This is a genomic window from Rhizobium sp. LARHSG275, from assembly GCF_052871115.1.
In genome coordinates this window covers 1-26,432 of record NZ_JBIXJN010000030.1, presented here as the reverse complement: position 1 = coordinate 26,432, position 26,432 = coordinate 1, and the positions used below count along the sequence as shown (strand labels likewise).

The 26,432-nt window shown below is 61.5% G+C and carries 27 protein-coding genes; 20 read left to right on the top strand and 7 right to left on the bottom strand.

Annotation, left to right across the window (positions count from 1 at the left end; all coding sequences use genetic code 11):
* Positions 1–52 precede the first annotated feature (52 nt).
* The 9 genes from ACIPSK_RS29815 (at position 53) to ACIPSK_RS29775 (ending at position 8,379) form a co-directional block, all read left to right on the top strand.
* Entirely contained in the window at positions 53–883 is an 831-nt protein-coding gene (locus ACIPSK_RS29815) for a 3-hydroxybutyrate dehydrogenase (RefSeq protein WP_162118319.1), read from the top strand.
* Between the two features lie 35 nt (positions 884–918).
* A complete protein-coding gene (locus ACIPSK_RS29810) occupies positions 919–1,998 on the top strand; it encodes a patatin-like phospholipase family protein (RefSeq protein WP_162118320.1) in 1,080 nt (359 codons plus the stop codon).
* A gap of 222 nt (positions 1,999–2,220) precedes the next feature.
* Entirely contained in the window at positions 2,221–2,490 is a 270-nt protein-coding gene (locus ACIPSK_RS29805; protein WP_162118321.1) for a BufA1 family periplasmic bufferin-type metallophore, read from the top strand.
* A 40-nt stretch (positions 2,491–2,530) separates the two neighbouring features.
* Positions 2,531–3,556 carry an MNIO family bufferin maturase gene (gene bufB, locus ACIPSK_RS29800; protein ID WP_162118322.1) on the top strand — a complete coding sequence of 342 codons (1,026 nt, stop codon included), beginning with the start codon at positions 2,531–2,533 and terminating at the stop codon, positions 3,554–3,556.
* Positions 3,546–4,331: an HvfC/BufC family peptide modification chaperone gene (locus ACIPSK_RS29795; protein ID WP_162118323.1), complete on the top strand. Its 786-nt coding sequence runs from the start codon at positions 3,546–3,548 to the stop codon at positions 4,329–4,331. Before bufB ends, ACIPSK_RS29795 begins: the two co-directional genes overlap by 11 nt.
* A gap of 14 nt (positions 4,332–4,345) precedes the next feature.
* A complete protein-coding gene (locus ACIPSK_RS29790; protein WP_162118324.1) occupies positions 4,346–4,819 on the top strand; it encodes a DoxX family protein in 474 nt (157 codons plus the stop codon).
* 3 nt (positions 4,820–4,822) lie between these two features.
* Complete coding sequence (locus ACIPSK_RS29785) at positions 4,823–6,139, top strand: NAD(P)/FAD-dependent oxidoreductase (RefSeq protein ID WP_162118325.1); 1,317 nt, start codon at positions 4,823–4,825, stop codon at positions 6,137–6,139.
* Positions 6,129–7,991 carry an adenylate/guanylate cyclase domain-containing protein gene (locus tag ACIPSK_RS29780; RefSeq protein WP_162118326.1) on the top strand — a complete coding sequence of 621 codons (1,863 nt, stop codon included), beginning with the start codon at positions 6,129–6,131 and terminating at the stop codon, positions 7,989–7,991. The genes ACIPSK_RS29785 and ACIPSK_RS29780 overlap by 11 nt, the downstream gene beginning before the upstream one ends.
* A gap of 13 nt (positions 7,992–8,004) precedes the next feature.
* Entirely contained in the window at positions 8,005–8,379 is a 375-nt protein-coding gene (locus tag ACIPSK_RS29775; RefSeq protein WP_017963085.1) for a DUF3307 domain-containing protein, read from the top strand.
* 196 nt (positions 8,380–8,575) lie between these two features.
* Here the strand turns inward: ACIPSK_RS29775 and ACIPSK_RS29770 are convergent, their stop codons facing one another.
* The 4 genes from ACIPSK_RS29770 to ACIPSK_RS29755 form a co-directional block, all read right to left on the bottom strand.
* Positions 8,576–9,322 carry a GntR family transcriptional regulator gene (locus tag ACIPSK_RS29770; protein ID WP_017963084.1) on the bottom strand — a complete coding sequence of 249 codons (747 nt, stop codon included), beginning with the start codon at positions 9,320–9,322 and terminating at the stop codon, positions 8,576–8,578.
* 162 nt (positions 9,323–9,484) lie between these two features.
* Complete coding sequence (locus ACIPSK_RS29765) at positions 9,485–10,615, bottom strand: sugar phosphate isomerase/epimerase family protein (RefSeq protein ID WP_162118327.1); 1,131 nt, start codon at positions 10,613–10,615, stop codon at positions 9,485–9,487.
* 88 nt (positions 10,616–10,703) lie between these two features.
* Positions 10,704–11,576 carry an amino acid ABC transporter permease gene (locus tag ACIPSK_RS29760; RefSeq protein WP_162118328.1) on the bottom strand — a complete coding sequence of 291 codons (873 nt, stop codon included), beginning with the start codon at positions 11,574–11,576 and terminating at the stop codon, positions 10,704–10,706.
* 5 nt (positions 11,577–11,581) lie between these two features.
* The gene (locus ACIPSK_RS29755) at positions 11,582–12,514 is read right to left on the bottom strand and encodes an ABC transporter substrate-binding protein (RefSeq protein ID WP_162118329.1); all 933 of its coding nucleotides are present in this window, start codon (positions 12,512–12,514) and stop codon (positions 11,582–11,584) included.
* Between the two features lie 498 nt (positions 12,515–13,012).
* Between ACIPSK_RS29755 and ACIPSK_RS29750 the strand changes: the two genes are divergently transcribed.
* Genes ACIPSK_RS29750 through ACIPSK_RS29725 form a run of 6 tightly spaced genes read left to right on the top strand, consistent with a single transcriptional unit; the run spans position 13,013 to position 19,083 of the window.
* Entirely contained in the window at positions 13,013–14,248 is a 1,236-nt protein-coding gene (locus ACIPSK_RS29750) for an ABC transporter ATP-binding protein (protein ID WP_162118330.1), read from the top strand.
* Positions 14,245–15,294 (top strand): ABC transporter substrate-binding protein, encoded by a 1,050-nt coding sequence (locus tag ACIPSK_RS29745; RefSeq protein WP_222385808.1) that lies wholly within the window; start codon positions 14,245–14,247, stop codon positions 15,292–15,294. Before ACIPSK_RS29750 ends, ACIPSK_RS29745 begins: the two co-directional genes overlap by 4 nt.
* Positions 15,295–15,303: 9 nt before the next feature.
* Positions 15,304–16,131, top strand: a complete 828-nt coding sequence (locus ACIPSK_RS29740; RefSeq protein WP_012755672.1) for an ABC transporter permease — start codon at positions 15,304–15,306, stop codon at positions 16,129–16,131.
* Positions 16,124–16,945, top strand: coding sequence for an ABC transporter permease (locus tag ACIPSK_RS29735; protein WP_162118333.1), 822 nt, complete (start codon positions 16,124–16,126; stop codon positions 16,943–16,945). Before ACIPSK_RS29740 ends, ACIPSK_RS29735 begins: the two co-directional genes overlap by 8 nt.
* 46 nt (positions 16,946–16,991) lie before the next feature.
* A complete protein-coding gene (locus ACIPSK_RS29730) occupies positions 16,992–18,413 on the top strand; it encodes a M24 family metallopeptidase (protein WP_162118334.1) in 1,422 nt (473 codons plus the stop codon).
* A gap of 1 nt (position 18,414) precedes the next feature.
* Positions 18,415–19,083 (top strand): flavin reductase family protein, encoded by a 669-nt coding sequence (locus ACIPSK_RS29725; protein ID WP_162118335.1) that lies wholly within the window; start codon positions 18,415–18,417, stop codon positions 19,081–19,083.
* A 200-nt stretch (positions 19,084–19,283) separates the two neighbouring features.
* Here ACIPSK_RS29725 and ACIPSK_RS29720 read toward each other — a convergent pair whose 3' ends face one another.
* Positions 19,284–19,703 (bottom strand): hypothetical protein, encoded by a 420-nt coding sequence (locus tag ACIPSK_RS29720; protein ID WP_246709851.1) that lies wholly within the window; start codon positions 19,701–19,703, stop codon positions 19,284–19,286.
* 219 nt (positions 19,704–19,922) lie between these two features.
* Positions 19,923–20,324, bottom strand: a complete 402-nt coding sequence (locus ACIPSK_RS29715) for an acyl-CoA thioesterase (protein ID WP_162118336.1) — start codon at positions 20,322–20,324, stop codon at positions 19,923–19,925.
* 285 nt (positions 20,325–20,609) lie between these two features.
* Between ACIPSK_RS29715 and ACIPSK_RS29710 the strand changes: the two genes are divergently transcribed.
* The 5 genes from ACIPSK_RS29710 (at position 20,610) to dxs (ending at position 26,012) form a co-directional block, all read left to right on the top strand.
* Positions 20,610–21,545, top strand: a complete 936-nt coding sequence (locus ACIPSK_RS29710) for a histone deacetylase family protein (RefSeq protein ID WP_017959231.1) — start codon at positions 20,610–20,612, stop codon at positions 21,543–21,545.
* A gap of 2 nt (positions 21,546–21,547) precedes the next feature.
* Positions 21,548–21,799: an exodeoxyribonuclease VII small subunit gene (locus ACIPSK_RS29705; RefSeq protein WP_003545921.1), complete on the top strand. Its 252-nt coding sequence runs from the start codon at positions 21,548–21,550 to the stop codon at positions 21,797–21,799.
* 85 nt (positions 21,800–21,884) lie between these two features.
* Positions 21,885–22,652 carry an SDR family NAD(P)-dependent oxidoreductase gene (locus ACIPSK_RS29700; RefSeq protein ID WP_162118337.1) on the top strand — a complete coding sequence of 256 codons (768 nt, stop codon included), beginning with the start codon at positions 21,885–21,887 and terminating at the stop codon, positions 22,650–22,652.
* A 221-nt stretch (positions 22,653–22,873) separates the two neighbouring features.
* Positions 22,874–23,797 carry a pirin family protein gene (locus tag ACIPSK_RS29695; RefSeq protein WP_162118338.1) on the top strand — a complete coding sequence of 308 codons (924 nt, stop codon included), beginning with the start codon at positions 22,874–22,876 and terminating at the stop codon, positions 23,795–23,797.
* Positions 23,798–24,089: 292 nt separating this feature from the next.
* The gene (gene dxs / locus ACIPSK_RS29690; protein ID WP_162118339.1) at positions 24,090–26,012 is read left to right on the top strand and encodes a 1-deoxy-D-xylulose-5-phosphate synthase; all 1,923 of its coding nucleotides are present in this window, start codon (positions 24,090–24,092) and stop codon (positions 26,010–26,012) included.
* Positions 26,013–26,163: 151 nt separating this feature from the next.
* Here the strand turns inward: dxs and ACIPSK_RS29685 are convergent.
* Positions 26,164–26,432 (bottom strand): transposase (locus tag ACIPSK_RS29685; RefSeq protein WP_446533092.1); only part of this gene is annotated, 269 nt, incomplete at its 5' end.

Genomic DNA, 26,432 nt, shown 5'->3' with positions numbered 1-26,432 from the left:
GCCATTTTGAACGGGAAGCTACAAATCGTGGCGTCTAAAAATGGAGAACGCAATGCTCAATCTGCTTGCTACCGAAACTGAACCCCTGGCTGGCCGCAAGATGCTCGAGGGTCGTACGGCGATCGTGACCGGCTCGACCAGCGGTATCGGCCTTGGCATTGCCCATGCGCTGGCAAGGGCGGGTGCCTCGATCATGCTCAATGGATTCGGCGATCCCGCCGGCATTGAAACGTTGCGCGCCGAGATGGCCGAGAGCAACGATGTCGATGTCGCCTATGACAGCGCCGACATGTCGAAGCGCGACGCTATCCTGATGATGGTGGAGCGCGCCAAGGCTCGATTCGGCCAAATCGATATCATCGTCAACAATGCCGGCATCCAGCACGTTTCTCCCATCGGCGAATTTCCGCCTGAGAAGTGGGATGCGATCATGGCGATCAACTTGTCGGCCGCCTTTCATCTTGTCCAGGCCACTTTCGACGGCATGTGCGAGCGCGGTTATGGCCGCATCATCAATGTCGCCTCGGCGCACGGCCTTGTCGCCTCGCCTTTCAAGTCGGCCTATGTCGCAGCAAAGCACGGCATGGTGGGGTTCACCAAGTCGATTGCACTTGAGGGTGCCGAGTTCGGCGTGACGTCGAATGCAATCTGCCCCGGCTATGTCTGGACGCCGCTTGTCGAGCAGCAGATCGACGCGCAGGCGAAGTCGCACAACATCGCACGCGACGCAGTGATCCGCGACGTGTTTCTCAAGAACCAGCCGACCAAACGTTTCGCGACGGTCGAGGAAATGGGCGCGCTCGGCGTCTTTCTCTGCTGCGATCTCGCAGGCTCCATCACCGGCACGGCCATTCCGGTCGATGGTGGCTGGACGGCGCATTGAAAATCTCAACACGAAGAAATCGGGGAGTGAGGACCATGAACAAGCACGCAGGTGTGAAGAAAATAATCGCCGACAGCGCGGTTGTCGCCTCCTCTGAGCGAGGGCCGCGGACGCTCAATCTGGCGCTCCAGGGCGGAGGCGCGCATGGCGCCTTCACCTGGGGCGTGCTCGACCGGCTGCTCGACGAGCCGAACCTCTCCTTCGAAGGCATTGTCGCAACCAGCGCCGGCGCGATGAATGCCGCCGTGCTGGCCTATGGCCTGGCCGAAGGCGGGCGGAGCGGGGCGCAGACCGCGCTCGCCAATTTCTGGCGGCGCGTCAGCCATGCATCGGCATCCGGGCCTTTGCAGCCGACGATCTTCGACAAGATGACCGGATCTCGGGCGCTGGAATTTTCGCCGGCCTTCATGATGTTCGACATGGTGACGCGACTGATGTCGCCCTACCAGTTCAACCCGTTCAATTTCAATCCGCTGCGGCAGATCTTGGAGCAATCGGTCGACATGGATGCGATCCGCACGGCGCGCTGTCCGGTGAAACTCAGCATCTGCGCTACCAATGTCCGAACCGGCAAGGTCAAGGTGTTCGGCAATGACGAACTGTCGATCGACGCCGTCATGGCATCGGCTTGCCTGCCCTTTCTGTTTCAGGCCGTCGAAATCGACGGCGAGTCCTATTGGGATGGCGGCTATATGGGCAATCCGGCAATCTTTCCGCTGATCTATGGCTGCGACACGCCGGATGTGCTGGTCGTCCATATCAATCCGATCGAGCGGGCCGAGGTGCCGCACACCGCCTCCGAGATACTCAATCGCATCAACGAGATCAGTTTCAATTCGTCGCTGCTGCGGGAAATGCGGGCGGTGGCTTTCGTCACCGATTTGATCGATGCATCTCCTGAAAGTACCGGCAATCTCAAGCGCATCTTCGTGCACGGCATCTCCGACGACGAGACGATGAAGAGCCTTTCCGTGTCGAGCAAGCTCAATGCCGATTGGGGGGCGCTGGTCGATCTGCGCGACCGCGGCCGGGAATGCGCCGACATGTGGCTGCTGACCAACTACCAGGACATCGGCAAGCGCTCGACAGTCGACATTCGCGAACGATATCTCTGATTTTCCAAGGAGTTCCCTCCGCGTCGCCGGTTCCGGTCCACGCCACCTCCCCCCGTCGCCCCGGGGGTTATTTTTTGCCTTCTCGCCAGCCGCCGCCGCGCATAGCGCCAGTCTATGAAAACCATGCCGCAACAGCATTTCAAACATCGGCGGCAATGCGGGAAAGTAATTCCAGTCAAGCCGGAAACCGGTTTGATCCAACCTCAACCAGGAGACATTTCCATGAACTCGACCCGCATCCTCATCGGCTCCGCCCTTGCTGCCATCACCTCCCTGGCTGCCTCCAGCGCCTTTGCCGGCCCTGCTGCACAGCCCGAATTCTCGTTCGAGAAGTGCTACGGCGTCGTCAAGGCCGGCCTCAACGATTGCCAGACGGCCACCCATTCCTGCGCCGGCACCTCGACGGCCGACAACCAGGGTGATGCCTGGGTCTACGTGCCGGCCGGCACCTGCGCCAAGATTTCCGGCGGCGCGATCGAACCCAAGGCCTGAGCCTCCCTGGCTTCATCCAACCCATATGAAGGAGTGACCAATGTCCAAGATATTTCCCAATCTTCCAGTCCCGGATGCCGCGGGCATTGGTCTGCGCTCCCCGCATATTTCCGATATGATCTCCCGCCGGCCTTCGGCGGGATGGCTGGAGGTCCATGCTGAAAACTACATGGGCGATTCCGCCGCCGTCGACGCTTTGGAAAACTTGCGCGAGACCTATCCGCTGTCGGTGCACGGCGTCGGTCTCTCGCTGGGCAGCGCTTCGGGTCTTGATCGGGACCATCTGGAACGGTTGCGGAGCGTGTGCATCCGGTTTCAGCCAGCATTGGTCTCGGAACATCTGGCCTGGAGCGTTGCCGACGGCGCCTATCTCAACGACCTCCTGCCGCTCCGCTACGACGAAGATGCGCTCGATATCGTTGCGGCCAATGTCGACCAGTTGCAGGACAGGCTGCAGCGCCGCGTCTTCATCGAAAACCTGTCGGCCTATATCGCCTTCGCCAATTCCACGATGACCGAGGCGCAATTCCTCGCCGAGCTCGTCAAGCGCACCGGTTGCGGCCTGCTGCTCGACGTCAACAATGTCTATGTCTCGGCCTGCAATCTCGATTTCGACGCCAAGGCCTTCATCGACGACCTGCCCGCCGATGCCATCGGCGAAATCCATCTCGCCGGCCATGCAGTCAACGAGGTCGAGGGCGACATCGTGCTGATCGACGATCATGGCTCCCGCGTGCCGCCGGCCGTCTGGTCGCTCTATGCGCATGTGCTGCGCAAGATCGGCCCACGCCCGACGCTGATTGAATGGGACACCGAGGTTCCCGCGCTCGATGTGCTGCTCGGCGAAGCAATGTGGGCCGACATGATGGCCGCCTCGATCGGTTTCGAGCAGCGCGGTGCGCCGCAGATCGCCCAGCAGCAGAACCGCCGGTTCCGCGGCATCGCGCTGCCCTCCACGAGCAATCTCGCACGCGGCGCCATGCCGGCGATCTCGGCCTTGACGACGATTACACCGTCGGTCTTCGCGAGCAACTCCGTCACGCGGAGGGCGCGTTATGCTGTCTGAACTCGAACTGCAGCACGCCGTCGCGGATGCTATCCTTAACCGTCGAGGGCCGGATCTCGGCCCCTCATTCGATACGGGCGGCCGCTTCGATCCGATGCGCCGCTTCAACATCTACCGCAACAACACATTCGCATCGCTGAGCGCCACGCTCGTGTCGGTCTTTCCTGTCGCCGTCAGCCTGATTGGAGAGCGGTATTTCCGCCATATCGCCGCAAGCTTCATTCGCGTGAGCCCGCCGTCCGAAGCGCGGCTGGTACGCTATGGCAGCGACTTCGCCGACTTCCTCGGCCGGCTCGAAGACCTCAAGTCTATGCCCTTCATCGCCGATACGGCGCGGCTTGAATGGTTGATCGCCGAGGCGCTCGATGCGCCGGCGCTGCCGCCTGCGAATATGGCGGAACTCTCCCGGAGTGGCGAAGACACCATGCCCGAGCTGATCCTCCAGCCGTCGTTGCGACTGCTCTTTTGCCGCTGGCCGGCGCTCGACATCTGGTCGGCGCACCAGGCAAGCGGCGATCTCGAACAGCTTGGCGGCATCAGAAGGCAACCGCAGCGGATCGCGTTGTGGCGGAACCGGGACAGCGTTCGCTTTCTCCGCCTCAGCGGCGCCCATTACGCCTTTCTGCAGGCGCTGAAGAGCGGCCGCGGACTTGAACATGCCGTCCGGAAAGCCGCCGCGCGCGATCCGAATTTCAACCTCGTCTCCTCGCTCGGCGGTCTCTTTGCTGACGGCCTCGTCACCCGCGTCCGCCACCAACCTGCAAACATCAACTGAGAAGGAATGGATCGATGACCATGATGACCCCGACATCCATGCCCGAACGAGGCGGTTTCGCCGGCCTTTATTCGCATGCACTCCGGCTGGCCTCGTCCGTACCGCTTTCGGCGGTCCAGTTCGTCGCCCGGCTCACTGTTGCGAACGTGTTTTGGCAATCGTCGCAGAGCAAGCTCGCCTCCTGGCCCGTCACGGTCCAGCTCTTCGCCTTGGAATATCGGCTGCCGGTACTCGATCCCGGCGTCGCAGCCCTGCTCGCCACGGCCGCCGAACTGTCGGGTGCAATCCTGATCTTCTTCGGACTCTTCTCGCGACTCGCGGCGCTTATGCTGCTCGGCGTTGTCGCCACAATCCAGATCTTCGTCTATCCTACCCATTGGGGCGAACATCTGACGTGGGCGGCTCCGCTGCTGCTGATTTTCGCGCGAGGCGCGGGCGTCATCTCGCTCGACCATCTCGCCGGCCGCTTTTTCTCGCGGGAGCGCTGAGCCATGCGGATCGAAGCCGAGGGCGCGATGACGGGCGGTGCGCCGAACATGATCCGCCCAATGCCCGGGAATGGCCTCCCGCGCGTGGTCATTCTCGGTGCCGGCTTCGGCGGGCTTGCCGCAGCCATGGCGCTGAAGAGCATTGAGGTCGATATCACCGTCATCGACCGTCGCAATTATCACCTTTTCCAGCCGCTGCTCTACCAGGTGGCGACTGCAGGCCTATCCCCCGCTCAAGTCGCGATGCCGATCCGCCGCATCCTGTCGCGCCAGAAGAATGTGACGGTATTGATGCAAAGGGTAGAGCGGATCGACAAAGCCTCGCAGCTTGTTCACACCGCCGAGCGGACCATCCCTTACGACTATCTTGTTGTCGCGACCGGCGCCCGTCATGCCTATTTCGGCCATGAAGAGTGGGCCGAAAGCGCGCCGGGCCTGAAGACGATCGGCGATGCGACGGAGATCCGCGCCCGGATTCTCTCCGCTTTCGAACGCGCCGAAGTCACTGAGGATGATCAGCGGCGCGAGGCGTTACTGACCTTCGTTGTGGTCGGCGGCGGCCCGACAGGCGTCGAAATGGCCGGTGCGATTGCGGAACTTGCCCGCAAGGTCGTGGTTCGCGACTTCCGTCACATCAATGCCGCTTCGGCGCGCGTCGTCTTGGTCGAAGCCGGCAACCGTATCCTGCCCACCATGCCGGCCTGCCTTTCGGCAAAGGCGCACCGTCATCTCGAAGGCTTGGGCGTGGAAGTGTTGCCCGCCGCTGCCGTCACCCATTGCGATAGCGAAGGCGTCATGCTCGCCGACGGCCGCCAGATTCGCTCGGCATGCGTGCTTTGGGCCGCAGGTGTCATGGCATCCAAAGCGGCCAAATGGCTCGGCGCCGGGGCCGACCGCGCCGGCCGCACGGTGGTCGACGAACGGCTGAATGTCCACGGCCACGACAACATCTTCGTCATCGGCGATACCGCTGCGGCGAAGAACGCGGATGGCCATCCCGTGCCAGGCACAGCGCCGGCCGCCAAGCAGATGGGCGAGCATGCCGCGCATGCCATCCGGGCGCTCATCGCGGGCAATCCGGTCAAGCCGTTCCGCTATCGGCATTTCGGCAATCTCGCCACGATCGGCCGCAAGGCGGCGGTCGCCGATTTCGGACGGATCAGGCTGTCCGGGTTTTCGGCCTGGCTGATCTGGAACCTCGCCCATCTCTGGTTCCTCGTCGGTTTCCGCAATCGCCTCGTGGTTTTCATGGATTGGGGCCTGGCCTATCTTCGCTACGAGCGGAGCGCCCGCCTCATCACCGACCGCCATGAGCGCTGATTTCCTTCCACGCGTGAAGATGGGCCGCGCAGTCACTATGCTGCTGCTGCTTGCCGTCATCTCGACGGCTGTCCTCGTCCATCTGATCTGGCAACGCACCGCGAGTGCCAATGTCGATAATGTCGTGGCCGCCCTCGATGCGCAAAGCACCGGCGCCGTTCGCAACGAACTCGCCTCGCAACTCGCACTGGTATCGAGTACCGCGGAAATAATCCGCTCGGTCTTCTTCCAGGGCGCCATCAAGCCCGATGACGAGGTCAAGCGCGAGTTCCTGTTTCTCTCGCTGCTGCGTGAGCAGCCGGCGATCGCCTGGATTGGGTTCGGTTTCACCGATGGGCGCTTCTTCGGTTCACATGCCGCCGCCGATGGCCGGATCGAGATGGTCGAAATCGGCAAAGCCGCGCCCGGCAAACCTCGAACATTGCGCCGCGACCGATACAAGCCGATCCCCGGCGACATATTCTTCGAAGAGCGCGTCAACACCGAGAGCGCCTATGTGACGGAGGGCTCGTCCTGGTATCGCAAGGGCAAGGACAGCACCGATCCGGCCTGGACGGTCGTGGACATCTTGCCAAGCGGTTTCGAGCCTTCGATCGTTCTTTCCAAACGGGTCGAAGCCTTCGGACGGCTCGAAGGTGTCGTCATGGTAGCGGTCAGCCTGCGACAACTGTCGCTGACGTTGCAGGATCTCAACATGCCCTCGGAGAGCAAAATTTATGTGCTCGCGAAGGACGATGTGGTCCTCGCCACGTCTGAACCGTCGGACGGCATCATGGCCGCCCATCTCGCCGATTTTCCGAAGACCGACGTGCTTTCTGCTGCCGTCGCATCCGCGCGCCGGACCCATCCTCAAAACGTCTTCCGCACGCTGCAACAAAGTGCCGCTCTCGGGCCGGTGTTCATTTCATCCAGTGCGCTGCCGTTTGAAGACTGGCGGCTGCTGACGGCGATTCCGCGCTCCACCTTTGCCGGCGATATCGATGAGAACACCAAGCGCGTGCTCTTCATCGTCGCTGGCATCGCGCTGCTTGCCGCTGTCACCGCGATTATTTTCGCCCGCCTGCTTTTCGCCCGGCCGCTTGCCCGCCTGGCGCAACAACTGCACGCGGTCGAACGCTTCGAACTCGATGCCGTCAGCCACACGCCCACCGTGCTGGTTGAACTCAATGACTTCTCCGTCGCGCTGAAACGGATGTCTTCGGGGCTATCGGCCTTCGCCCGCTTCATGCCGCTCGATGTCGTCAAGCCGCTCGTCAACGGCGGCATCGAGCCCAGGCCCGGCGGCAAGCTTACCGACATCACGGTTCTCTTCGCCGACCTGCCGGGCTTTACGGAGATGACCGAGGAACTCGGCGCCGGTGTCGAACCGCATCTCACCCGCTTCCTCACGCTTTCCATCGCCGCGATCCACGCCGAGGGCGGCACGGTCGACAAATTCATCGGTGATGCTGTGATGGCGATCTGGAATGCGCCGAACGACGAGCCCGATCACGCGTCGCGTGCCTGCCGTGCGGCAGCCGCGATCCGTGACGCGATGCATGCCATCCCGCCGCTCGCGCCCCAGCATGACGCAGTGCGGGTCAGGATCGGCATCAACAGCGGGACGGCACTCGTCGGCAATATCGGCTCGGCCGAACGCCTGAGCTACACGGCGATTGGCGATGTCGTAAACCTCGCAAGCCGCCTGGTCGGCGTCGCCAAAGACAAAGGCGTTGAAATCGTGTTGAGTGGCGAGACGTGGGAACGGGCGAACCGGCGGCTCGATGCCCGCTCGCTGGGAGAGACGGTGGTGCGCGGCAAATCGCAACCGGTGCCGATCTTTACCCTGGATCGGAAATCGCCCCCGATTTGAGGGAGGACGGATCATGGAAAGTGCATCTTTCCTTATTGGCTTACTCGCCTGGCTGCAGGTCAAACATTTCGCCGCCGACTATCTCTTGCAGCCGGCCTGGATTCTGCAGGGCAAGGGCGATATCCGCCACCCGGGAGGCTATATTCATGCCGCGATCCACGTAGCGGGCACCCTTCCGGGATTGCTTTTGTTCGGGCTGGATGGCGTGACGATCACGGTCTTGGCGCTAGGCGAATTTCTAATTCACTTTACCGTTGATCACGTAAAGGCCGTTCACGCGCGCCGCCATCCGGCTGCCATGACAAGCCGTCCTTACTGGGCCGCGCACGGAGCCGATCAGTTGTTGCATCATCTGACCTACACTGGGATTTTGGCTGTTGCGATGTGACCGAAGACAGACGTCTACTCGATCCTGCAGATCATGCGAATGTCCGCTGTCAGCCAATCCGAGGATGACTGCCCTCTTTTGCCGTCTCCAAGCGGGCTGGAGGGCTGTACGCACGAACCCGCCACGGCAGATAGCTCGCTGGACTCTTGTTGATTCAAGTCCTGGAGCAAGCATCAGCGATACGCGCGGATCTCCATCAGGAAAAATTCTCCAGTACGGCCAGGAATGTGTGCCGGTCACCCTGCCCTTCGGTCAGGCGCACACGGCCTTCGATGTCGGCGAGGTGGTGGTCCATCAGCTGTTGCGCCTTGGCGAGGTCTTTTGCCTTCAAGGCAGCAACGATCATGCGATGGTGGTCCGCACCGCAGTCGTCCTTGCGGTCTTCCTCATAGAGCGACATGACGAGGGAAAGCCGGGCGACGATCTTGGCGAGCACTTCCGTCAGCACCGGGTTGCCGGCGATTTCGGCAAGCACGATGTGGAACTTGCCGGACAGAACCGTCTTCGATTTTTCGTCGCCATGGTGATGGATGTGCTCTTCTTCGTCCGTCAGCTTTTGCAACGCATCCAGCTGCTCCGGCGTGACCCGGGCGATGACGAGTTCCAGAAGCAGCCGCTCTATTTTCCGCCGCGCCTCGAAAAGGCTCTTTGCCTGCTCGACGCTCGGCTCGGCGACGAAAGTGCCGCGATTTCTCTTGCGTTCCAGCAGGTGGTCGCTCTCAAGCACACCGAGTGCCCCGCGCACGACGGTGCGGCTGACACCGAAATGCTCGGCGATCGCCTCCTCCAGGATTTTGGTGCCGGGCTTGAGCGCACCCTCGCCGATGGCGGCGGCAAGCGTGGCGCGGATACGTTCCGAAACATCGTCATGGGTATCGGCGCTCTCTACCGACCCATTGGCCGCTGTCATCGCCTTGGGACTCTGACGGCGCATCTTTCTCATTTCAGTCTCCAAATTGCCTCTGGCGGCCTTGCGTCGATTCGATCGATCACCAGATATCCGTGCCCGATAATTATTTCCATAAGAATATTCCTGCGTAGATCATCTCGGCACGTGCATTTCGATCGGCGGTACTGGCGAAAACGCCGATACCGCCTTGGGAAATCAAGCCGCTTTCTGCTTCTTCACCGATGCGGACAGGGCAATACCCTTTTCGGCGCAAACCGCCTCGACATGACGCGCCGATTGCTGGATGAAGCCGATCGCCTCGGCAAAGCCGTAGGACTGATTTTCGTAAGTCGGGTAGCCGTATTGGCTGCTTTCATAGGCGACCCAGTCCGGAATTTCACCTGAGGCGACGCGTTTCTCATAGGCATCCACCATCGCCATATAGGCCGCAAACTCATCCGCCGTCAGGTCGGGGTGGCCGGCGCGCCAGATAGGATCGTCGATCTCGATGCACTGCCGCGGATTGGCTTTGCGAGACTTGTCGGCGACAGACTGGGCAACCTCCAGCGACAGGTTCAGCGTCGGGTGGGCGTCCGCAAGAATGGGAAGGATCGTGGCGAAATCGACGATGCCGCCGCCAACGGGTCTGGTCTGGAAGTCGAGACCACCCGGAGCGCGCCCGACATAGGCATCCTTGATATGGGTTTGGCGGATATAGGGAGCCAGCCGCTTGGCGGCGAAGACCGGATGCTCGCCCCGCTGCAGTCCGTTTGCCGTGTCGAAGACGACGCCGACGCAATCGGCGCCGACCTTCTCGATCAGTCTCAGGATCTCGAAGGAGGTGATCTCGTCATGGGTTTCGATGTTCATGTGCGCGCCATTGGTACGGGCGACGGGAGCGAGCTTGCGGAGGACCTTTTCGATCCCGAGCAACTGATCTTCCCAGGTCACATCGGTGCGGAAGCGGTCATTGGCCAGCCGGCCGCGATATTCGCTCTTGAAATTGCCCGGAGCAACCCAGAGCTCATGGCAGCCGATCGCGGCGCTTGCTTCGATCATGCGCGTGAAACCGGCAATGATATCGCCGCCGCCGGCTGCCCGCAGGGCCGGTTCCTCGGCGCTGCAATAGGGATTGATCTTGCCGATGCCGCTTTCGAGATAGAGGCCAAGGTCGTCGGCCTTCGCCCTGATCTCGCGCAGCAGGCCGCTGTCGAGGTCAGGACTCATGTCCAGCGCCGTACTGAAGAAAAGGCCTGCGAGCCCAAGTTCCTTGACGTGATCAAGGCTTGCCAGAGGCCCCCGCTTCTTCGCCTCCGGCAGCTTTATGCCGTCAATTCCCAGTTTCATGTCATGCTCCTCTGCTGTTTCCTGATGGGGCGCGCTGCACTGGCGACCCCTTCGTTGTTGATCTCAATTCACGTAGATCGATCCGCGATCACGCCCGTCCGGGAGCGCGAGGCTTCGTTGCTGTCCGGCCTTTCGGAACGAGACTCTTTTCGAGATAGTGCTGGCCAATGGATGCGACACTCGTGATGGCGAGGTACCAGATCGAAGCGACGAACAGCAGTTCGATGACGAGGAAGTTCCGGGCGTAGATTGCCTGCGCCTGCGTCAACAGATCCTGCATGCCGATGACCGAGACGATGGCGCTGGCCTTCAGCATGCCGATGGCCTGGTTCCCCGTCGGCGGCACGATGATACGCGTGGCTTGGGGCATGATGACGGTAAAAAAAGTCTGTGTCTTTCTTAGCCCGAGCGCCGTGGCCGCTTCGCGCTGGCCGCGATCGACCGCGACCAGGCCGCCGCGGATGATCTCCGACATGTTCGCGGCTTCGTGCAGCCCGAGTGCGAGGAAGCCGGCCAGGGCCGGCGTCACTAGATCGTTGATCGAAATGGTGAAGCTTCCCATCCCGATCTGCGGGATGAAGAGGGCGATATTGAACCAGAAGAAGATCTGGACGATGAGCGGCACGCCGCGAAACCACCAGACGAAGCCGGCGGAGATCACCTTGAGAACTGGGTTCTGGCTCGTCGCCATCAGCGCCAGCAGGCATCCGAGCACGATGCCGAACACCATGGCACCCGCCGTCAATTCAAGCGTCAGCAGCACGCCGCGCAGGATCGAAGGATCCACCAGATAGCGGGGGATCTCGGACCATTGGATACTTTGGCTCTGCCCGACGACGAGCGCGAAGAAGGCCAGCGCTGAAATCGCGATGGCACCGGTTGCGATCTGCCCCCAACGCATCGGTCTTCCGACCGATGGCGCAAGGGAGAGCGATATGGGTGATGCTTGAAACAGGGCCATCGGCGTCAATCCGCAGGCATGCTGGCGGCATCGTTGACCTTGACGGTCTTCACGGCCAGCGGTCCGAGGCTCCACTTCTTCATGATGGTCTCGTAGGCGCCGGAGTCCACGATCTGCTGCAAGGCGGCTACGACGCTGTCGCGCAGCTGCGAATTGTCCTTGGCCGTCAGCATGCCGAGATAACCGACGGCAAGGCGGATATCCGGCAGCGCCTGCAGGCCCTTGCCGTTTCCGGTCTGGTGCTCGGTGGTGTAGACGCTGGTGGCGTAACCATTGACCGTGGCATCGGCCCGCCCCGTGCGGACGGCCTGCAGCACATCCGGCATTTTCGGGATCGACATGATATTGACCGGGGTCGCGCATTTGGCCGATGCCGCCTCGACCATCTTCGCCTGGAAGGTGCCGACGGGAACAGCGACCTTCTTGCCGCACAGATCCTCCATGCCCTTGATGGCGAGAGGATTGTCCTTGATCGTCATGATCGTCGTTGCGTCATACATATAGTCGATGACGTCGACCTGCTTTTCCAGCTCCAGATCGTCGTTGATGCCCGAGATGGAGATGTCGAAGCGCTTTGCCAATATCGAGGGCACGATCGCCGCACCCGCCCCGACATCGGTCATCTCAACATCGACGCCCAGGATGACGCCGAGTGCTGCAGCGATATCGGCATCGATGCCGATCAGCTTGCCATCCTCGCCGTGAAAGCTGATCGGCGGCGTCAGGTCGGTCGCGACCTTCAAGACGCCCGACGACTTGATGGAGGGCGGCAGACCGTCGGCCAGTTGCTGCGAGAGGACGACGCCTGGGAGCTTGGCGACATCGGCATCGGCCGTCATCTTCTCGGCGGCACCTCCGGCGGCGTAAGCAGAGGCCGCGATCAAAGAGACCATCGCTCCGGCAACTCCGGCCTTCAAGATTTTCTGGATGCGCATCATGTGATCCCCTTTTTGTGTCGGTGAATTCTCGGGATCATCCATGCAATCGCCGTGCCACCTGCAGTGGCGCATCGATAATTGTCTGATATCCATAGTCTTTTTCTTGATGACGACATTTCGGATAGAGTTTCGCAACATAATTCGCATTAAGTTTCGAACGTATGATGCACAATTTTTACGCTCGCCTGCCCTGCCGCATCACTTTTGACCGCCCCATTCGCCTAAGAGGCCTAAAAACACCTCATCAGATGCCAAATCCGCACTTTTCGGCGCTTGATCGCCGGCTCAGGGGCCGTGGCTGTTTCTATCTGATGCCCATTTAATATACGACACTGGCGAAAATTTATACAAAAACTAAATGCGAATTCTAAATCTCATATGTATTATTATGAATTTGCGAAACTTTATAAATCTAAAATGTTGCTTAATTTTCATTGACTTAGAATTGACGACAATGACGAACGGCAAAACTGGCATGCCGCTTGCAATTCGTTTCTCATGAACAAGCTCGACGCAAAATTTCTCGCCGGACCGCATCTCCGTCTTGTGCCGGAGACAGCACAGCAATCCGTGACCTCGACCCAGAACCAGGGAGGCCCTATGCCAGGCATACCGAATATGGCTGAACGCAAGCGGCTCAGCGTTCAGGGCCTCACCCACAGTTACGGTGGCCAGAACGCCATCAGCGACGTGGCCTTCGATATCGAGGCCGGCGAGATCGTTGCTCTGCTCGGGCCGAGCGGCTGCGGCAAGTCGACCGTGCTGCGCGCCATCGCCGGGCTGATCCAGCCGAAGACCGGCAGGATTGTGCTCGGAGAGAAAGACTTGGCAGAGGTCTCGGCCCGCTCACGCGGCGTCGGCATGGTCTTCCAGAACTATGCTCTGTTTCCGCATCTGACGGTCGCAGAAAACATCGCCTATCCGCTGGCCTGCCAGAAGCTTCCTCGCGCCGAGCGCAAGGTGCGGGTCGAGGAGATGCTGTCTCTCGTCAGGCTCAAGGATTATGGCAACCGCCTGCCGCGCGAACTCTCCGGCGGCCAGCAGCAGCGCGTCGCCGTTGCGCGTGCCATCGCCGGGCGCCCGTCCCTTCTTCTGCTCGACGAACCCTTCGGCGCGCTCGACCGCGCCTTGCGTTTCGATCTGCAGGTGGAGCTGCTGCACCTGCAGAAGACGCTCGGCATCACAACGCTGATCGTCACGCACGACCAGGAGGAGGCCCAGAGCCTCGCAAACCGCCTGGTGCTGATGAACAAGGGCAATGTCGAACAGATCGACACGCCGATGACCGTCTATGACCGCCCGAAGACGCTCTTCGTCAACACCTTCATCGGCCAGGCCAACCTCCTCAATGGAACGGTGCTGCGGCTCGATGCCGAGAGCTCGCTGATCGGCCTTGCGAATGACCGGACCCTGCTGCTGCCGCGCCGGCTGAATTTCACCCTCGGCTCGAAGGTCACGATCACCTTCCGGCCGGAAGAGGTTCGCCTGTCGACGCAGCCGGGCGAGAGTACCCTGCCCGTTCACATGACGGTTTCCGTGCCGCTCGGCCCTTCCCTCGTCCATGACCTTGTTCTGGAAGACGGCACGGGCCTGCGCGCCTCCGAGGTCAGAGGCCCCACCACATTCATTCCCGAACCGGGAACGCAGCTATTTGCCGAGATCGACACCGCAAGGTGTCACGCCTTTCCGGCCGAACCGGAAATCATGAGTGAAGAAACAATTCAACAGAGGTGAACGAGATGAAGGACTTTCAGATTACCCGCCGTGGGTTCGGTTTCCTGGCAGCCGGTGTTGCCGCATCGGCCATGCTTCCATTTGCCGCCCGCGCTGCCGGCAGCGGAGCCGTTGCCGCCACTTTCCCAGGCAGTTGGGAGGATGCCTACCGCACAGTGCTGACACCGATGGTCAAGGATGCAGGCTACGACCTGACCATTGCGCCGGCGATGGCGCAGGACCAGCTTGCCAAAATCATGGCAAGCCCCGGCAACCCGCCCTATGACACGCTGCTGATGTCGCCCGGCCAGATGGCCGTCGCCATCGAGAAGGATCTCATCCAGAAGATCGATCCGAGCAAGCTCAAGAACTGGGGCATGCTCGATCCGTCCTTCCAGGGCGAATATGGCCCGACCGTGACCATCGAAGTCAACGGCATCGCCTACAATCCCGATCTCGTTCCGAAGCCGAAGGGTTATCGCGATCTCTTCGAAAACCCGGCCTATAGCGGCAAGGTTTCCTGGACTGGCTTTGCCTCGAACACCGCCGTCATGGCCTATACCGAGATCGCCAAGATCTTCGGTTCCGGCCCGAACGACATGGATGCCGTCTTCAAGCTGTTCAAGGATCATCCGGAGCATCTGAAGGGCGTGGTCGACAGCACCAACCATCAGATGACGCTGTTCCAGCAGGGCGAAATCGCCGTCTTCATGTGCTCGACCGGCAACGTCGCCCACCTGAAAAGCCTCGGCCTCAATGCCGAATTCGTCCACCCCGAAACCGGCTCGCCGGCAGCCCCCGTCAACATCCACCTGACCAAGGGCTCGGCCAATCTCGACGCGGCCTATGCCTATATGGATGCCGCGATCTCCAAGGCCGCCCAGGACCAGCTCAAGGAGCCGCCGACAGAGATGTTCCCGACCAACAAGGACGTGGCGCTGACACCGGGCATCGAAGCCTATGTCACCCGCGATCAAATCAAGACCATGGTCTATCCGGACTGGGTGGCGATCAACAAGAACCGCGACGACTGGATCCGCCAGTTCGACGCGCTGGTCGCCGGTTGAGGTGATGTGATGAAGGCGAGCGGCTTCCCATACGTCCTGCCGATGCTGTTGCTTTCCGTGGCGTTCTTCGCAACGCCGCTCGCCGTCCTCGTCGGTTTCAGCTTCGCCGGTCCCGGCGGAGCAACCCTCGAACATTATGCCCGCTTCTTCGGCGACGCGTTCAATTTCCGCGTCCTTGTCAATACCGCAAGGCTCGGGCTCGAAACCGTCATCGGCACGACCTTGCTCGGCGTGCCGATCGCGCTTCTCTACTGGCACGGCGGCCGAAACCTGCGGCAGGTTCTGATCTTCCTGACGCTCATTCCGATGCTGACCAGCAATGTCGTGCGCACCTTCGCCTGGATCGTCATCCTCGGGCGCCAGGGGCCGATCAGCGAAGCGCTGGTCGGGCTCGGCCTGACGGGCATGCCGACCAGCCTGCTGTTTACCGAACTCGGCCTGGTCATGGCCATGTGCCAGATCGACCTGCCGCTGATCATCCTGCCGCTGATCGCCATCCTGTCGCGCACGCCGGTGCAACTGACGGAAGCGGCCCAGGTTTCCGGCGCCGGTCCCTGGCGCATCTTTGTCACCGTGCTTCTGCCGCTGATGCTGCCGGGCTTGCTGGCGGGCTGGATCCTGGTCTTTGCCAGCACCAGCAGTTCCTTCGTTACCCAGGCCGTCATTGGCGGCGCGCGCAACGTCTATGTTCCGCAACTGATCTACCGTGAAGTCGGCACGCTGTTCGACTGGCCGCTGGCCTCGGCCATCGCCGTCGTCCTGCTGCTGTCCACCGGCTGCCTGCTGGTCGCCCTTACCATGATGTCCCGTCACAGGAGGTTGGTCGGTCATGCCTGATCGTCGCGAAAATCCCATTCCCGTCATGCTCTACAAGGCATTCGTCTACGGTTTCGGCGGGCTCTGCGTCATCTATCTCGTGGCACCGATCGTGATAGCGCTGACGATGTCGTTCACCTCGGGGCAGACATTGAAATATCCGCCGCAGGGCTTTTCGCTCCGGTGGTACGCGGCGCTGCTCGATCCCGTTCGCTCGGCAACCGAACATATCGCCGCCTGGAATTCGCTGAAGATCGCCGGCCTTGCCGTCCTCGGATCGCTGATCTTTGCGGTTCCGGCAACCATTGGCATGACGCGCATGAAGCGCAGCGCCGCCGGCACCATCGAGCCGCTGCTGCTCGCCCCGCTCGTCCTGCCGAGCCTCGTCTACGGCCTCGCCGCCCTGATCGTCGCCAACTTCATTGGCTTCAAGCCGTCGCTCTGGCTGACCGTGGCTGGCCATGTCGTCGTCTTCGGACCGCTGATGTACCGCGCCGCCTCCGTCGTCGCCCAGGGCCTCAATCCCTCGCTTGCCGAAGCATCGACGACGATGGGCGCAAGCTGGTTCATGACACTGCGGCGCGTCACCCTGCCGCTATTGATGCCCGGCATCCTGGCCGGCGCATTCCTCGTCTTCATCCAGTCGCTCGACAATGTGTCGGTATCGCTTTTCCTCGCCGACGCCCGAACGACCGTCTTGCCGCTGCGGATGTTCGCTTTGATCGAGGAATCGCTCGATGTGCGCGTCGCGGCAATCTCCGGAATTCTGATCGCCGTGACGCTGGTCGGACTGCTGGTTGCCCGGCGCGTTCTCGCGCCGCCGCGGCAGGCCTGAACGATCCGCCATTTGACCGATGCCTGAACTTGGAAGGAACAAACTCATGAACATGCGCGCGACAAACGCAGGCGGCGGGATGGGATCGCTGCTGGCCGATTTCCAGCCGGATTTCGACTTCTCCGCCCCGCTGCCGCTTCCTGTCGAAGAGTTCGAGGATCGCCTTCGCAGAATTCGCCGTCAGGCGGTCGAAGCCGGGCACGACGCGCTGATCGTCCACGCCGGCAGCGTCGGCTGGTTCCACGCTTCGAACGCCTATCTGCGCTATATTTGCGACTGGATGCGCGAAGGCGTGCTGATCATTCCGACCGACGCCGACAAGGCGATGGTGCTTCTCTCCTTCTTCACCCAATCCGTCCTGTTGCCGCCGGGCGGCGAGCCTGTGCTCGTCGACGAAATCTGGCAGATCGGCCCGATCGGCCGCGAATATGCCGACCGTCCCGGCGATTCCGTCATCAAGACCGCCGAGAAATGCGCCGAGGTTCTCGCCAGTCTCGGCCTCGCCAAGGCCCAGATCGGCAGGATCGGCGACCGTACGTCGCTGACCTTCTGGTCTGCCCTCGACGAGTTGATGCCGAAGAGCAAGTTCGTCGCCGACAACACCATTCTCGACCGCATGCAGAAGGTCCGCTCGCTGCCCGAGATCGAGATGTTTCGCGCCGCCGCCCAACTGGTCAGCATCGGCACGCAGGCCGCATATCATGTGGCGAAGTCAGGCGTCACCGACCATGAAATCCTGGCCGCCTTCACCTATGCGCAGATGGCGCTCGGCGGCGAAACCGGCGACGGCTACCAGATCGGCATCAACGAATTCGGCACCCATTGCGGCAAGCCCTATGGCCACATCGTCCGGCCCGGCGACCTCATCAACCTCTATATCTCCAACGTGACCTATCGCGGCTATACCGCCCAGACCGCCCGCATGATCGCAATCGGCGATATCACCAGCCATCAGGAGGATGTGCTTGCCGCCTGCACCGAAGGCGTCAAGCGGGCCGAAAAGCTGATCAGGCCCGGCGCATTGATGCGCGACGTCAACAATGCCGCCTTCGAGCCGATGATCGAGCGCGGCATGCTCACCTCACCCGAGGCACGCACCATGCCCTATAACTGGTCGCCGATGGAAGATGGCGGCGCACGCCTGATCCCCCATCAGTATGTGAAGGACATCGATTGGGAGGCGCAGGGCCGCAAGCTCATGCACGTCTATCCGGCAACGCACGGACCGCACAATCCGAACCTCGGCCATTCGGTCGGCATGGCCGGCGGCCAGAACAGCTTCAACATCTCCTCGCATAACTACGACAGGATGGAAGAGGGCATGGTCTTCGTGCTGCACACGCAATGGCTGGAGCCGCTGTCGGCCGGCTGCAATATCGGCGACATGTATGTCGTGACCAAGGACGGTTTCGAGAACCTCAGCCGCCATACCCCGCTTGAAACCCACCGCGTCGCTGCCGAGGCCTGACATGACCAACAACAAACACACGCATTTCGATTTCGCCAAGCTGACCGAGCGCGAGCGTTACAAGATCCTCATCGGCACGGTCATTCCGCGGCCCATCGCGCTGGTCACCACCTTGAGCAAGGAGGGCCAGCCGAATGCCGGCCCGTTCAGCTTCTTCAACGTCCTGACCCACGACCCGGCAATCGTCGCCATCGGCGTCGAGAATTATGCCGACATGCGCTTCAAGGATACCGCCCGCAACATCCGCGAGACCGGCGAGTTCACGGTCCATATCTGCGATGACGCCCTTGTCGAGCAGATGGAGGTCTGCGCCATCAAGTTCGGCCCTGAGGTCGATGAGCTCTCCGAAGCCGGGCTGGCAACGGCGCCGGGACAGATGGTCAGAAGCCCGCGCATCCTGGCAGCACCCGCAGCACTCGAATGCCGCCGCCACACGACCCTGCAGGTCGGCCCGGCGCGCGAAATCATCCTCGGCGAAGTGCTTGGCGTCTATGTCAGAAGCGATGCGGTCAATCCGACAAACCTGCATATCGACCAGCAACTGATGGACGCCGTCGGAAGGATGGGTGGCCACACATATGCGAGGACACGCGACCAATTCGACGTCAAGACTCAGACCAACGAAGAGTGGAGTTCGCGAAAGAGCGTTTCGGAGCCGGTCATCGCATAGCCGGGCATTGGCTCCGGCCGATCGCGCGTCGTGGGTGATCCGGTCCAGGGCGACGTGAAGGGCCACAGGGACGGACTGCCCTGCTCGTCGAAGGCAATCAGGATGTCATATGACGCGCATCATTTTACGGTGATTCAAGCAGCATCACGCCCCCCTGAATCTAGATTTGCCTGATTGCACAAATCCCAACCCGATGCAGGTTAGGTTTGTTGTGCAATGGCTTTGGGGACTATCTCAAATTCGGGCGTGGCTGGTGTCACAACATCCATGCACGTCCAGCCAGTTACGAAGCGGAAGTGTAAAGTCGGGCCGTATATACCAACAGCCGTCTTCCAGATTTCAGACTGCGACTTATTGAAGGCAGCTTCCTCCACTTGATATGCGAAATGGTCGCGAACCAAGCCTTCGTCAGCACTGTGCTCGTGTTCGGTGCTCAGCGGCATTTCATCAATCAATCGGACGATACAGGGACCATCAAATGAGACCCTCAGCAAATGTTGGAGGTCATCGATAAGAAAGTCTGCTTCGACGCGTTTGCCGGTCTTCCAGCGGAAGGAATGGAGGTCGCTGGTGCTAGCCCGAATGGCGACCCCGATGTTTAGTGGAATATATTTGCTCACCGGCCAATCTTTTTCGTTTAAACTTGAATCGCGGAAGATTTACCTCAGGAAAACGCCGCAAGCTTTCATATGAAAGCATGGCCATCGGAGCAAATTTACTGACATTTCGGCATGAATAAATCGCCACGATGGCCACCTTTGCCCGACATGGACCGAACGCTAGCCGTTTGTTCTTACGCAATTCACGAGGAACCTACTTTGTACTTTTTCTGGCATCCCCTAATTCAAAAACCGATAAAGCCAGTCGCGCGTCTCCTCCGGCAACGGAGCCGGCGATTCGTCTTCGGGGGCGTGGGCCTGCCAGATGATTTCCACCTCGGCCGCGCGCTCCTCGCCCGTCTCGATCGAAATGAGGAAGCCGATGGAGCGCACGCCGATCTTGTCGACGGTGGCGGTGAAGGTTGCCCGCTCATCATAGTGCAGCGGGCGGTGGAGAAAGCAGGAAACCTTGCTGGGGCTATAGACGGGTTCGTCGTCGACATCGGGCCGTGAGGACCAGAAGCTCGCAAGCACGGACTCTGCATAGGAAATATAGGAGGCCAGAAACATCCGGCCGGTCATATCGACATCGCGAAACGGCACGCGTATTTCCGCCACATCAGGACGTTTCGACTGACTCATCAACAGATCTGCCTTACAGAGTTCCCATGGCAACAGTACTTCATAATAGCTTATACCGGAACCGGCTTAAGGATAAAATTACGCAGTAGTTCAAAGTGTTACAGTGTCCTCCACGTACCGGCAACATGCAGGGCCTTGCAAGGGACCTGATCGACGGGAACGGCGCAAAAGAGACAGTCCTGATAGGCGAACGGTCGGACGGCGCGACAAGAGCGCTTGTTGAAATCGTCAGGCGACGCCCCATCTGCTGTGGCACATGACATAAGCGACCGATAGAGTGTCTTCATGAGCACCCGTCTTTATGAACACCCGATCTTCCTGGAACATGTGACACCAGCCGGCCATCCGGAACGGTCGGACAGGATCCGCGCCATCAATGTCGCGCTGGAACATCCGAATTTCGAGCGGCTGGAGCGCCGGCAGGCGCCGCAGGCGAATGAGGATGCGGTGCTGCTGGCGCATCCGGAGGAGCATCTTACCGCCGTGATGCGGGAGATTCCCGAGGAAGAGGGTGAGATCAACCAGATCGAAGCCGATACCTATGCCAGCAGCAAGAGCCTGCAGGCGGCATTGACCGGCATCGGCGGGGCGATGGCGGCGGTCGACGACGTCTTTACCGGCCGGGCCGACAATGTCTTCGTCGCCGCCCGCCCGCCGGGGCACCATGCCGAGAAGATGACGGCGATGGGCTTCTGCTTCTTCAACAATGCGGCGATCGCCGCCCGGCATGCGCAAAAGACGCATGGCGCCGAGCGCATCGCCATCGTCGACTGGGACGTTCATCACGGCAACGGCACGCAGGATATCTTTTGGGACGATCCTTCGGTGCTGTTCTGCTCGACGCATCAGATGCCGCTCTATCCCGGCACCGGCGCCAAGGACGAGAAGGGCAAGCACAATACCATCGTCAATGCGCCGCTTTCGCCGAATGTCGGCAGCGACCATTTTCGCGAAGCGTTCAAATCGCGCGTGCTGCCCGCCCTTGACGATTTCCGGCCGGATCTCATCATCATCTCCGCCGGCTTCGACGCGCATCACCGCGACCCGCTGGCGCAGATCAACCTGACCGGCGAGGATTTCGACTGGGCGACCGGGCGGGTGCTCGAACTGGCGGACCGGCACGCCAAGAACCGGGTCGTCAGCCTGCTCGAAGGCGGTTATGATCTCGAGGGACTCGCCGAATCGGCGGGCATGCATATTCTGAGAATGATGAAGGGTTGAGAATGACTGACAGCGCCAAGCCTGAGGTATCAGGCCTTTCCTTCGAAAAGGCGGTCGCCGAACTCGAAAGCATCGTCGCCCGGCTGGAACGCGGCGATGTGGCGCTGGATGAATCGATCGAGATCTACGAGCGCGGCGAAGCGCTGAAGAAACATTGCGAGACCCTGCTTTCGGCCGCCGAAAACCGCATCGAGAAGATCCGGCTCGACCGCGCCGGCAAGCCGCAGGGCGTCGAGCCGCTCGACGGCGCCTGAGACAGCAAACTACCTTTTGAAGACGCTTGGCCATCGGCTTCGGACCGATCTATGATCCCCTCCCAAACAATGAGGGGACAGCGGAATGACGGACAGATTGAAGGGCAAGGTCGCCATTATCTCGGGCGGCGCAACCGGCATGGGCGGTGCCGCCTCGAAGCTTTTTGCGGCGGAAGGCGCGCGCGTTGCGATCATCGACCGCAATCGGCAAGCAGCAGCCGAGACAGTCGAGGCGATCCGTGATTCCGGCGGCGAGGCCGATTGCTGGACGGCCGATGTCTCGGACGAAGCCGCCGTCAATGCCGCCGTCGCCGGTGTCGAGGAACGCTACGGCGCAGTCACCGTGCTCTTCAATCACGCCGGCACGATCGTCATCAAACCTTTTCTCGAAACAACCGTCGAGGAATGGGACTGGCTGCACGCCGTCAATGTGCGCTCGATGTTCCTGATGACCAAGGCCGTGCTGCCGAAGATGATTGCGAGCGGTGGCGGGTCGATCGTCTGCACCTCGTCGATCTCGGCGGTCGCCGCCACGCCGATGGAAGTCCTTTACGACACGACCAAGGGTGCCGTGCATATGTTTGCCCGCGCCATCGCGGTGGAATTCCGCGACCGCAACATCCGCTGCAACGCCGTCTGCCCCGGCTTCATCCGCACGCCGCACGGCCTGCGCGAGGTTGCCGACCTGCAGGCGCTCGGCGTCGACGTTTCGGATGCCGCCATTGCCGCCCAGCAGGGGCGGATCGGCGAACCCGAAGACGTGGCGCGGGCCGCGCTTTATCTCGCCAGCGACGAATCGAGCTTCGTCAACGGCGCCCATCTCTTCGTCGACAACGGCTTTACCGCGATCTGAACCAATCGTCCGACGCACTTTCCAGTGCTGGGGCATCCTTTCGCGCGTCCGATTGGACGCGCGGCGCGCTTTCCAGTGCTGGAGCGTCTTTGCGCATCCGATTGGACGCGCGGCGCGCTTTCCAGTGCTGGAGCGTCCTTTGCGCGTCCGATTGGACGCGCGGCGCTCCAGGCGCTATCTGTGGGCGATGACGCGCGGCCCTGTAGCGATCGGAGATCCCCATGTCCTTCTTTCCCGGTAAAGACCCCCTGCCCGGCGATGCCTTCGCCTGCGACGCGATCGAGAGCCTGATCATCCCGCGCACCAGCGATATCGGCGGTTTTCAGGTGCGCCGCGCGCTGCCGAGCCGGCAGCGGCGGCTGGTCGGGCCGTTCATCTTCTTCGACCGCATGGGACCGGCGATCCTCAAGCCCGACGAGGCGCTCGACGTCAAGCCGCATCCGCATATCGGCCTGTCGACGGTCACCTATCTGTTCGACGGCGAGATCCGCCATCGCGACAGCCTCGGCACCGAAAAAGTCATCCGTCCCGGCGATATCAACCTGATGACGGCAGGCCGCGGCATCGTCCATTCCGAGCGCACGCCCGACAATCTGCGCGGCCATCCGCTGCTGATGTCGGGGCTGCAGACCTGGCTGGCGCTGCCCGACGACAAGGAGGAGATCGATCCCGCCTTCGCCCATACGGAAAAATCCGCCATGCCGCTGATAGAGACGGCAGGCGTGCGCGGGCGGGTGGTCATCGGCTCGTTCGAAGGCATGACATCGCCGGTCGGTGTTTTCTCCGACACGCTCTATGTCGATCTCGACCTGCAGCCGGGCGCCAAATTTCCCTTCGGCGCAGGCCACGAAGAGCGCGCCGTTTATGTGCTGTCGGGCGAGGTCGTCATATCAGGCGACCGTTTTGCCGCCGACCAGCTGCTGGTCTTCCGGCCGGGCGATCAGATCACGCTGGAAGCCGGCCGTGACGGCTGCCACCTGATGCTCTTCGGAGGGGCGGCGCTCAATTCGAAACGTTATATCTGGTGGAATTTCGTCTCCTCCTCGAGGGAGCGGATCGAACAGGCCAAGGAGGAATGGCGCACCGGCCGCTTCGATATCGTTCCCGGTGACGAAGAGGAATTCGTGCCTTTGCCGGAAGGCTGAACCCGCCCGATTCCGGACCCTGATCGAAGAAATAGAGGGTGATATCCGCTGAAAACCGCTCACGCTTTTCGGCATCATGCTTTAACAGTGGGAGCATGATGTCATCCGAAAACCGCTCACACTTTTCGGCATCATGCTTTAACAGTGGGAGCATGATGTCATCCGAAAACCGCTCACACTTTTCGGCATCATGCTCTAAGGTGAAAACCTTCGGTTCCTGAAATGCACTTGTTTTGCCGCAATCTAATCGAATAAAAGCGGAACAAGGAAAAGCAAGAAAGAGCGCCCGCCCGTGACACAACTGCCGAAGACCCCCCTGCTCGACCAGGTCATCTATCCCGCCGACCTGCGCAAGCTCGAGGATCGCGACCTGCCGCAGCTTGCCCGCGAAGTCCGGGACGAAATGATCGATGCGGTGTCGCGCACCGGCGGCCATCTTGGCGCCGGTCTCGGCGTCGTTGAATTAACGATCGCCATCCACAGCGTCTTCGACACACCTGATGATCGTCTGATCTTCGATGTCGGCCATCAATGTTATCCGCACAAGATTCTCACCGGCCGGCGTGACCGCATCCGGACGCTGCGCCAGGAAGACGGGCTGTCCGGCTTCACCCGCCGGGCGGAGAGCGAATATGATCCCTTCGGCGCCGCGCATTCCTCGACCTCGATCTCGGCCGGCCTCGGCATGGCGATTGCCGCCGACCTCGACAAATCAGACCGCCGCGTCATCGCCGTCATCGGCGACGGGGCGATGTCGGCCGGCATGGCCTATGAGGCGCTGAACAATGCCGGGGCGCTGGATGCGCGCCTCATCGTCATCCTCAACGACAACGACATGTCGATTGCGCCGCCGACGGGCGCAATGAGCGCCTATCTCGCCCGCCTCGCCTCGGGACGCACCTATATGGGTTTCCGCGATCTCGGCAAGAAGCTGACGGCCTATCTCGGCAAGAACATCGACCGGGCGATCACCCGCGCCGTCGAGCACGCGCGCGGCTATGTCACCGGCGGCACGATGTTCGAGGAGATGGGCTTCTATCATATCGGCCCGATCGACGGGCATTCCTTCGACCACCTGCTGCCGGTGTTGCGCAATGTGCGCGACAATGGGCGCGGACCGGTGCTGATCCATGTCGTCACCCAGAAGGGCAAGGGCTATCCGCCGGCGGAAGCCGCGGCCGACAAATATCACGGCGTCAACAAGTTCGACGTCATCACCGGTGCCCAGGCAAGGGTCAAGCCGAATGCGCCGAGCTATACCAGCGTCTTTGCCGAAGCGCTGGTGCAGGAAGCCGCCCTCGACGACAAGATCGTCGGCATCACCGCCGCCATGCCGAATGGTACCGGCCTCGACAAGCTCGCCGAGGCCTTTCCGTCGCGCTGTTTCGACGTCGGTATTGCCGAACAGCATGCCGTGACCTTCGCTGCCGGCCTGGCAGCGGAAGGCTACAAGCCGTTCGCAGCGCTTTATTCGACCTTCCTGCAGCGCGCCTACGACCAGGTCGTGCACGACGTGGCGATCCAGGGACTGCCGGTGCGTTTTCCGATCGACCGTGCCGGCTTTGTCGGCGCCGACGGGCCGACGCATGCCGGCTCCTTCGACACCACCTTCCTCACCACCCTGCCCGGCTTCGTGGTGATGGCGGCCGCCGATGAGGCCGAACTCAAGCACATGGTGCGAACGGCTGTCGCCTATGATGGCGGGCCGATCTCGTTCCGCTATCCGCGCGGCGAAGGCGTCGGCGTCGACATGCCGGCGCGCGGCGAAATCCTGCAGATCGGCAAGGGCCGCATCGTCAAGGAAGGCACCAAGGTGGCGCTGCTCTCCTTCGGCACGCGTCTTGCCGACTGCCTGCTTGCCGCCGAGGATCTCGACGCTGCGGGGCTTTCGACGACGGTCGCCGATGCGCGTTTCGCCAAGCCACTCGACCACGACCTGATCCGCCAGCTTGCCCGCCACCACGAGATGGTGATCACCGTCGAGGAAGGCGCAATCGGCGGCTTCGGCAGCCATGTGATGCATTTCCTCGCCACCGAGGGCCTGCTCGACAACGGCCTGAAGCTGCGCTCGCTCGTCATGCCCGACATCTGGATGGAGCAGGCCAAGCCCGAAGCCATGAACGCCCACGCCGGCCTCGACCGCGCCGGCATCGTCTCGACGGTGTTCAGGGCGCTGGGGCGCGGCGTGGCGGTTGGGGTTGGGGTTGCGGGGTAATGCTTTGGTGAGGGCGTGCCGTGTGGCCCCCTCATCCGCCTGCCGGCACCTTCTCCCCGAGGGGAGAAGAGATATGCGGCGACGTCTCGATTCCCTCTTCTCCCCTCGGGGAAAAGGTGCCCGTAGGGCGGATGAGCATCTGTGTTTGGTGTCAAGGTGGATTTGGTGTCCAGATGCGGTTTTTGGTGATGAGGGTGTTTGCCAGGACGATGAGCTTTCTCATGACGGCGACGAGGACTACCTTATTGGGTTTTCCGACTTTCTTCAGCCTTGCGGCGAAGCGTGCGAGGTCCGGGTTGTGACGGGAGGCGGACAGGGCGGCCATGTAGATGGCGTTCCTGGGTGCTGGGCGTCCGCCCCTGATGGAGCGATGTCCGGCCCGCTCGCCACTTTCGCAGGCAATCGGCGCAAGGCCGGTCA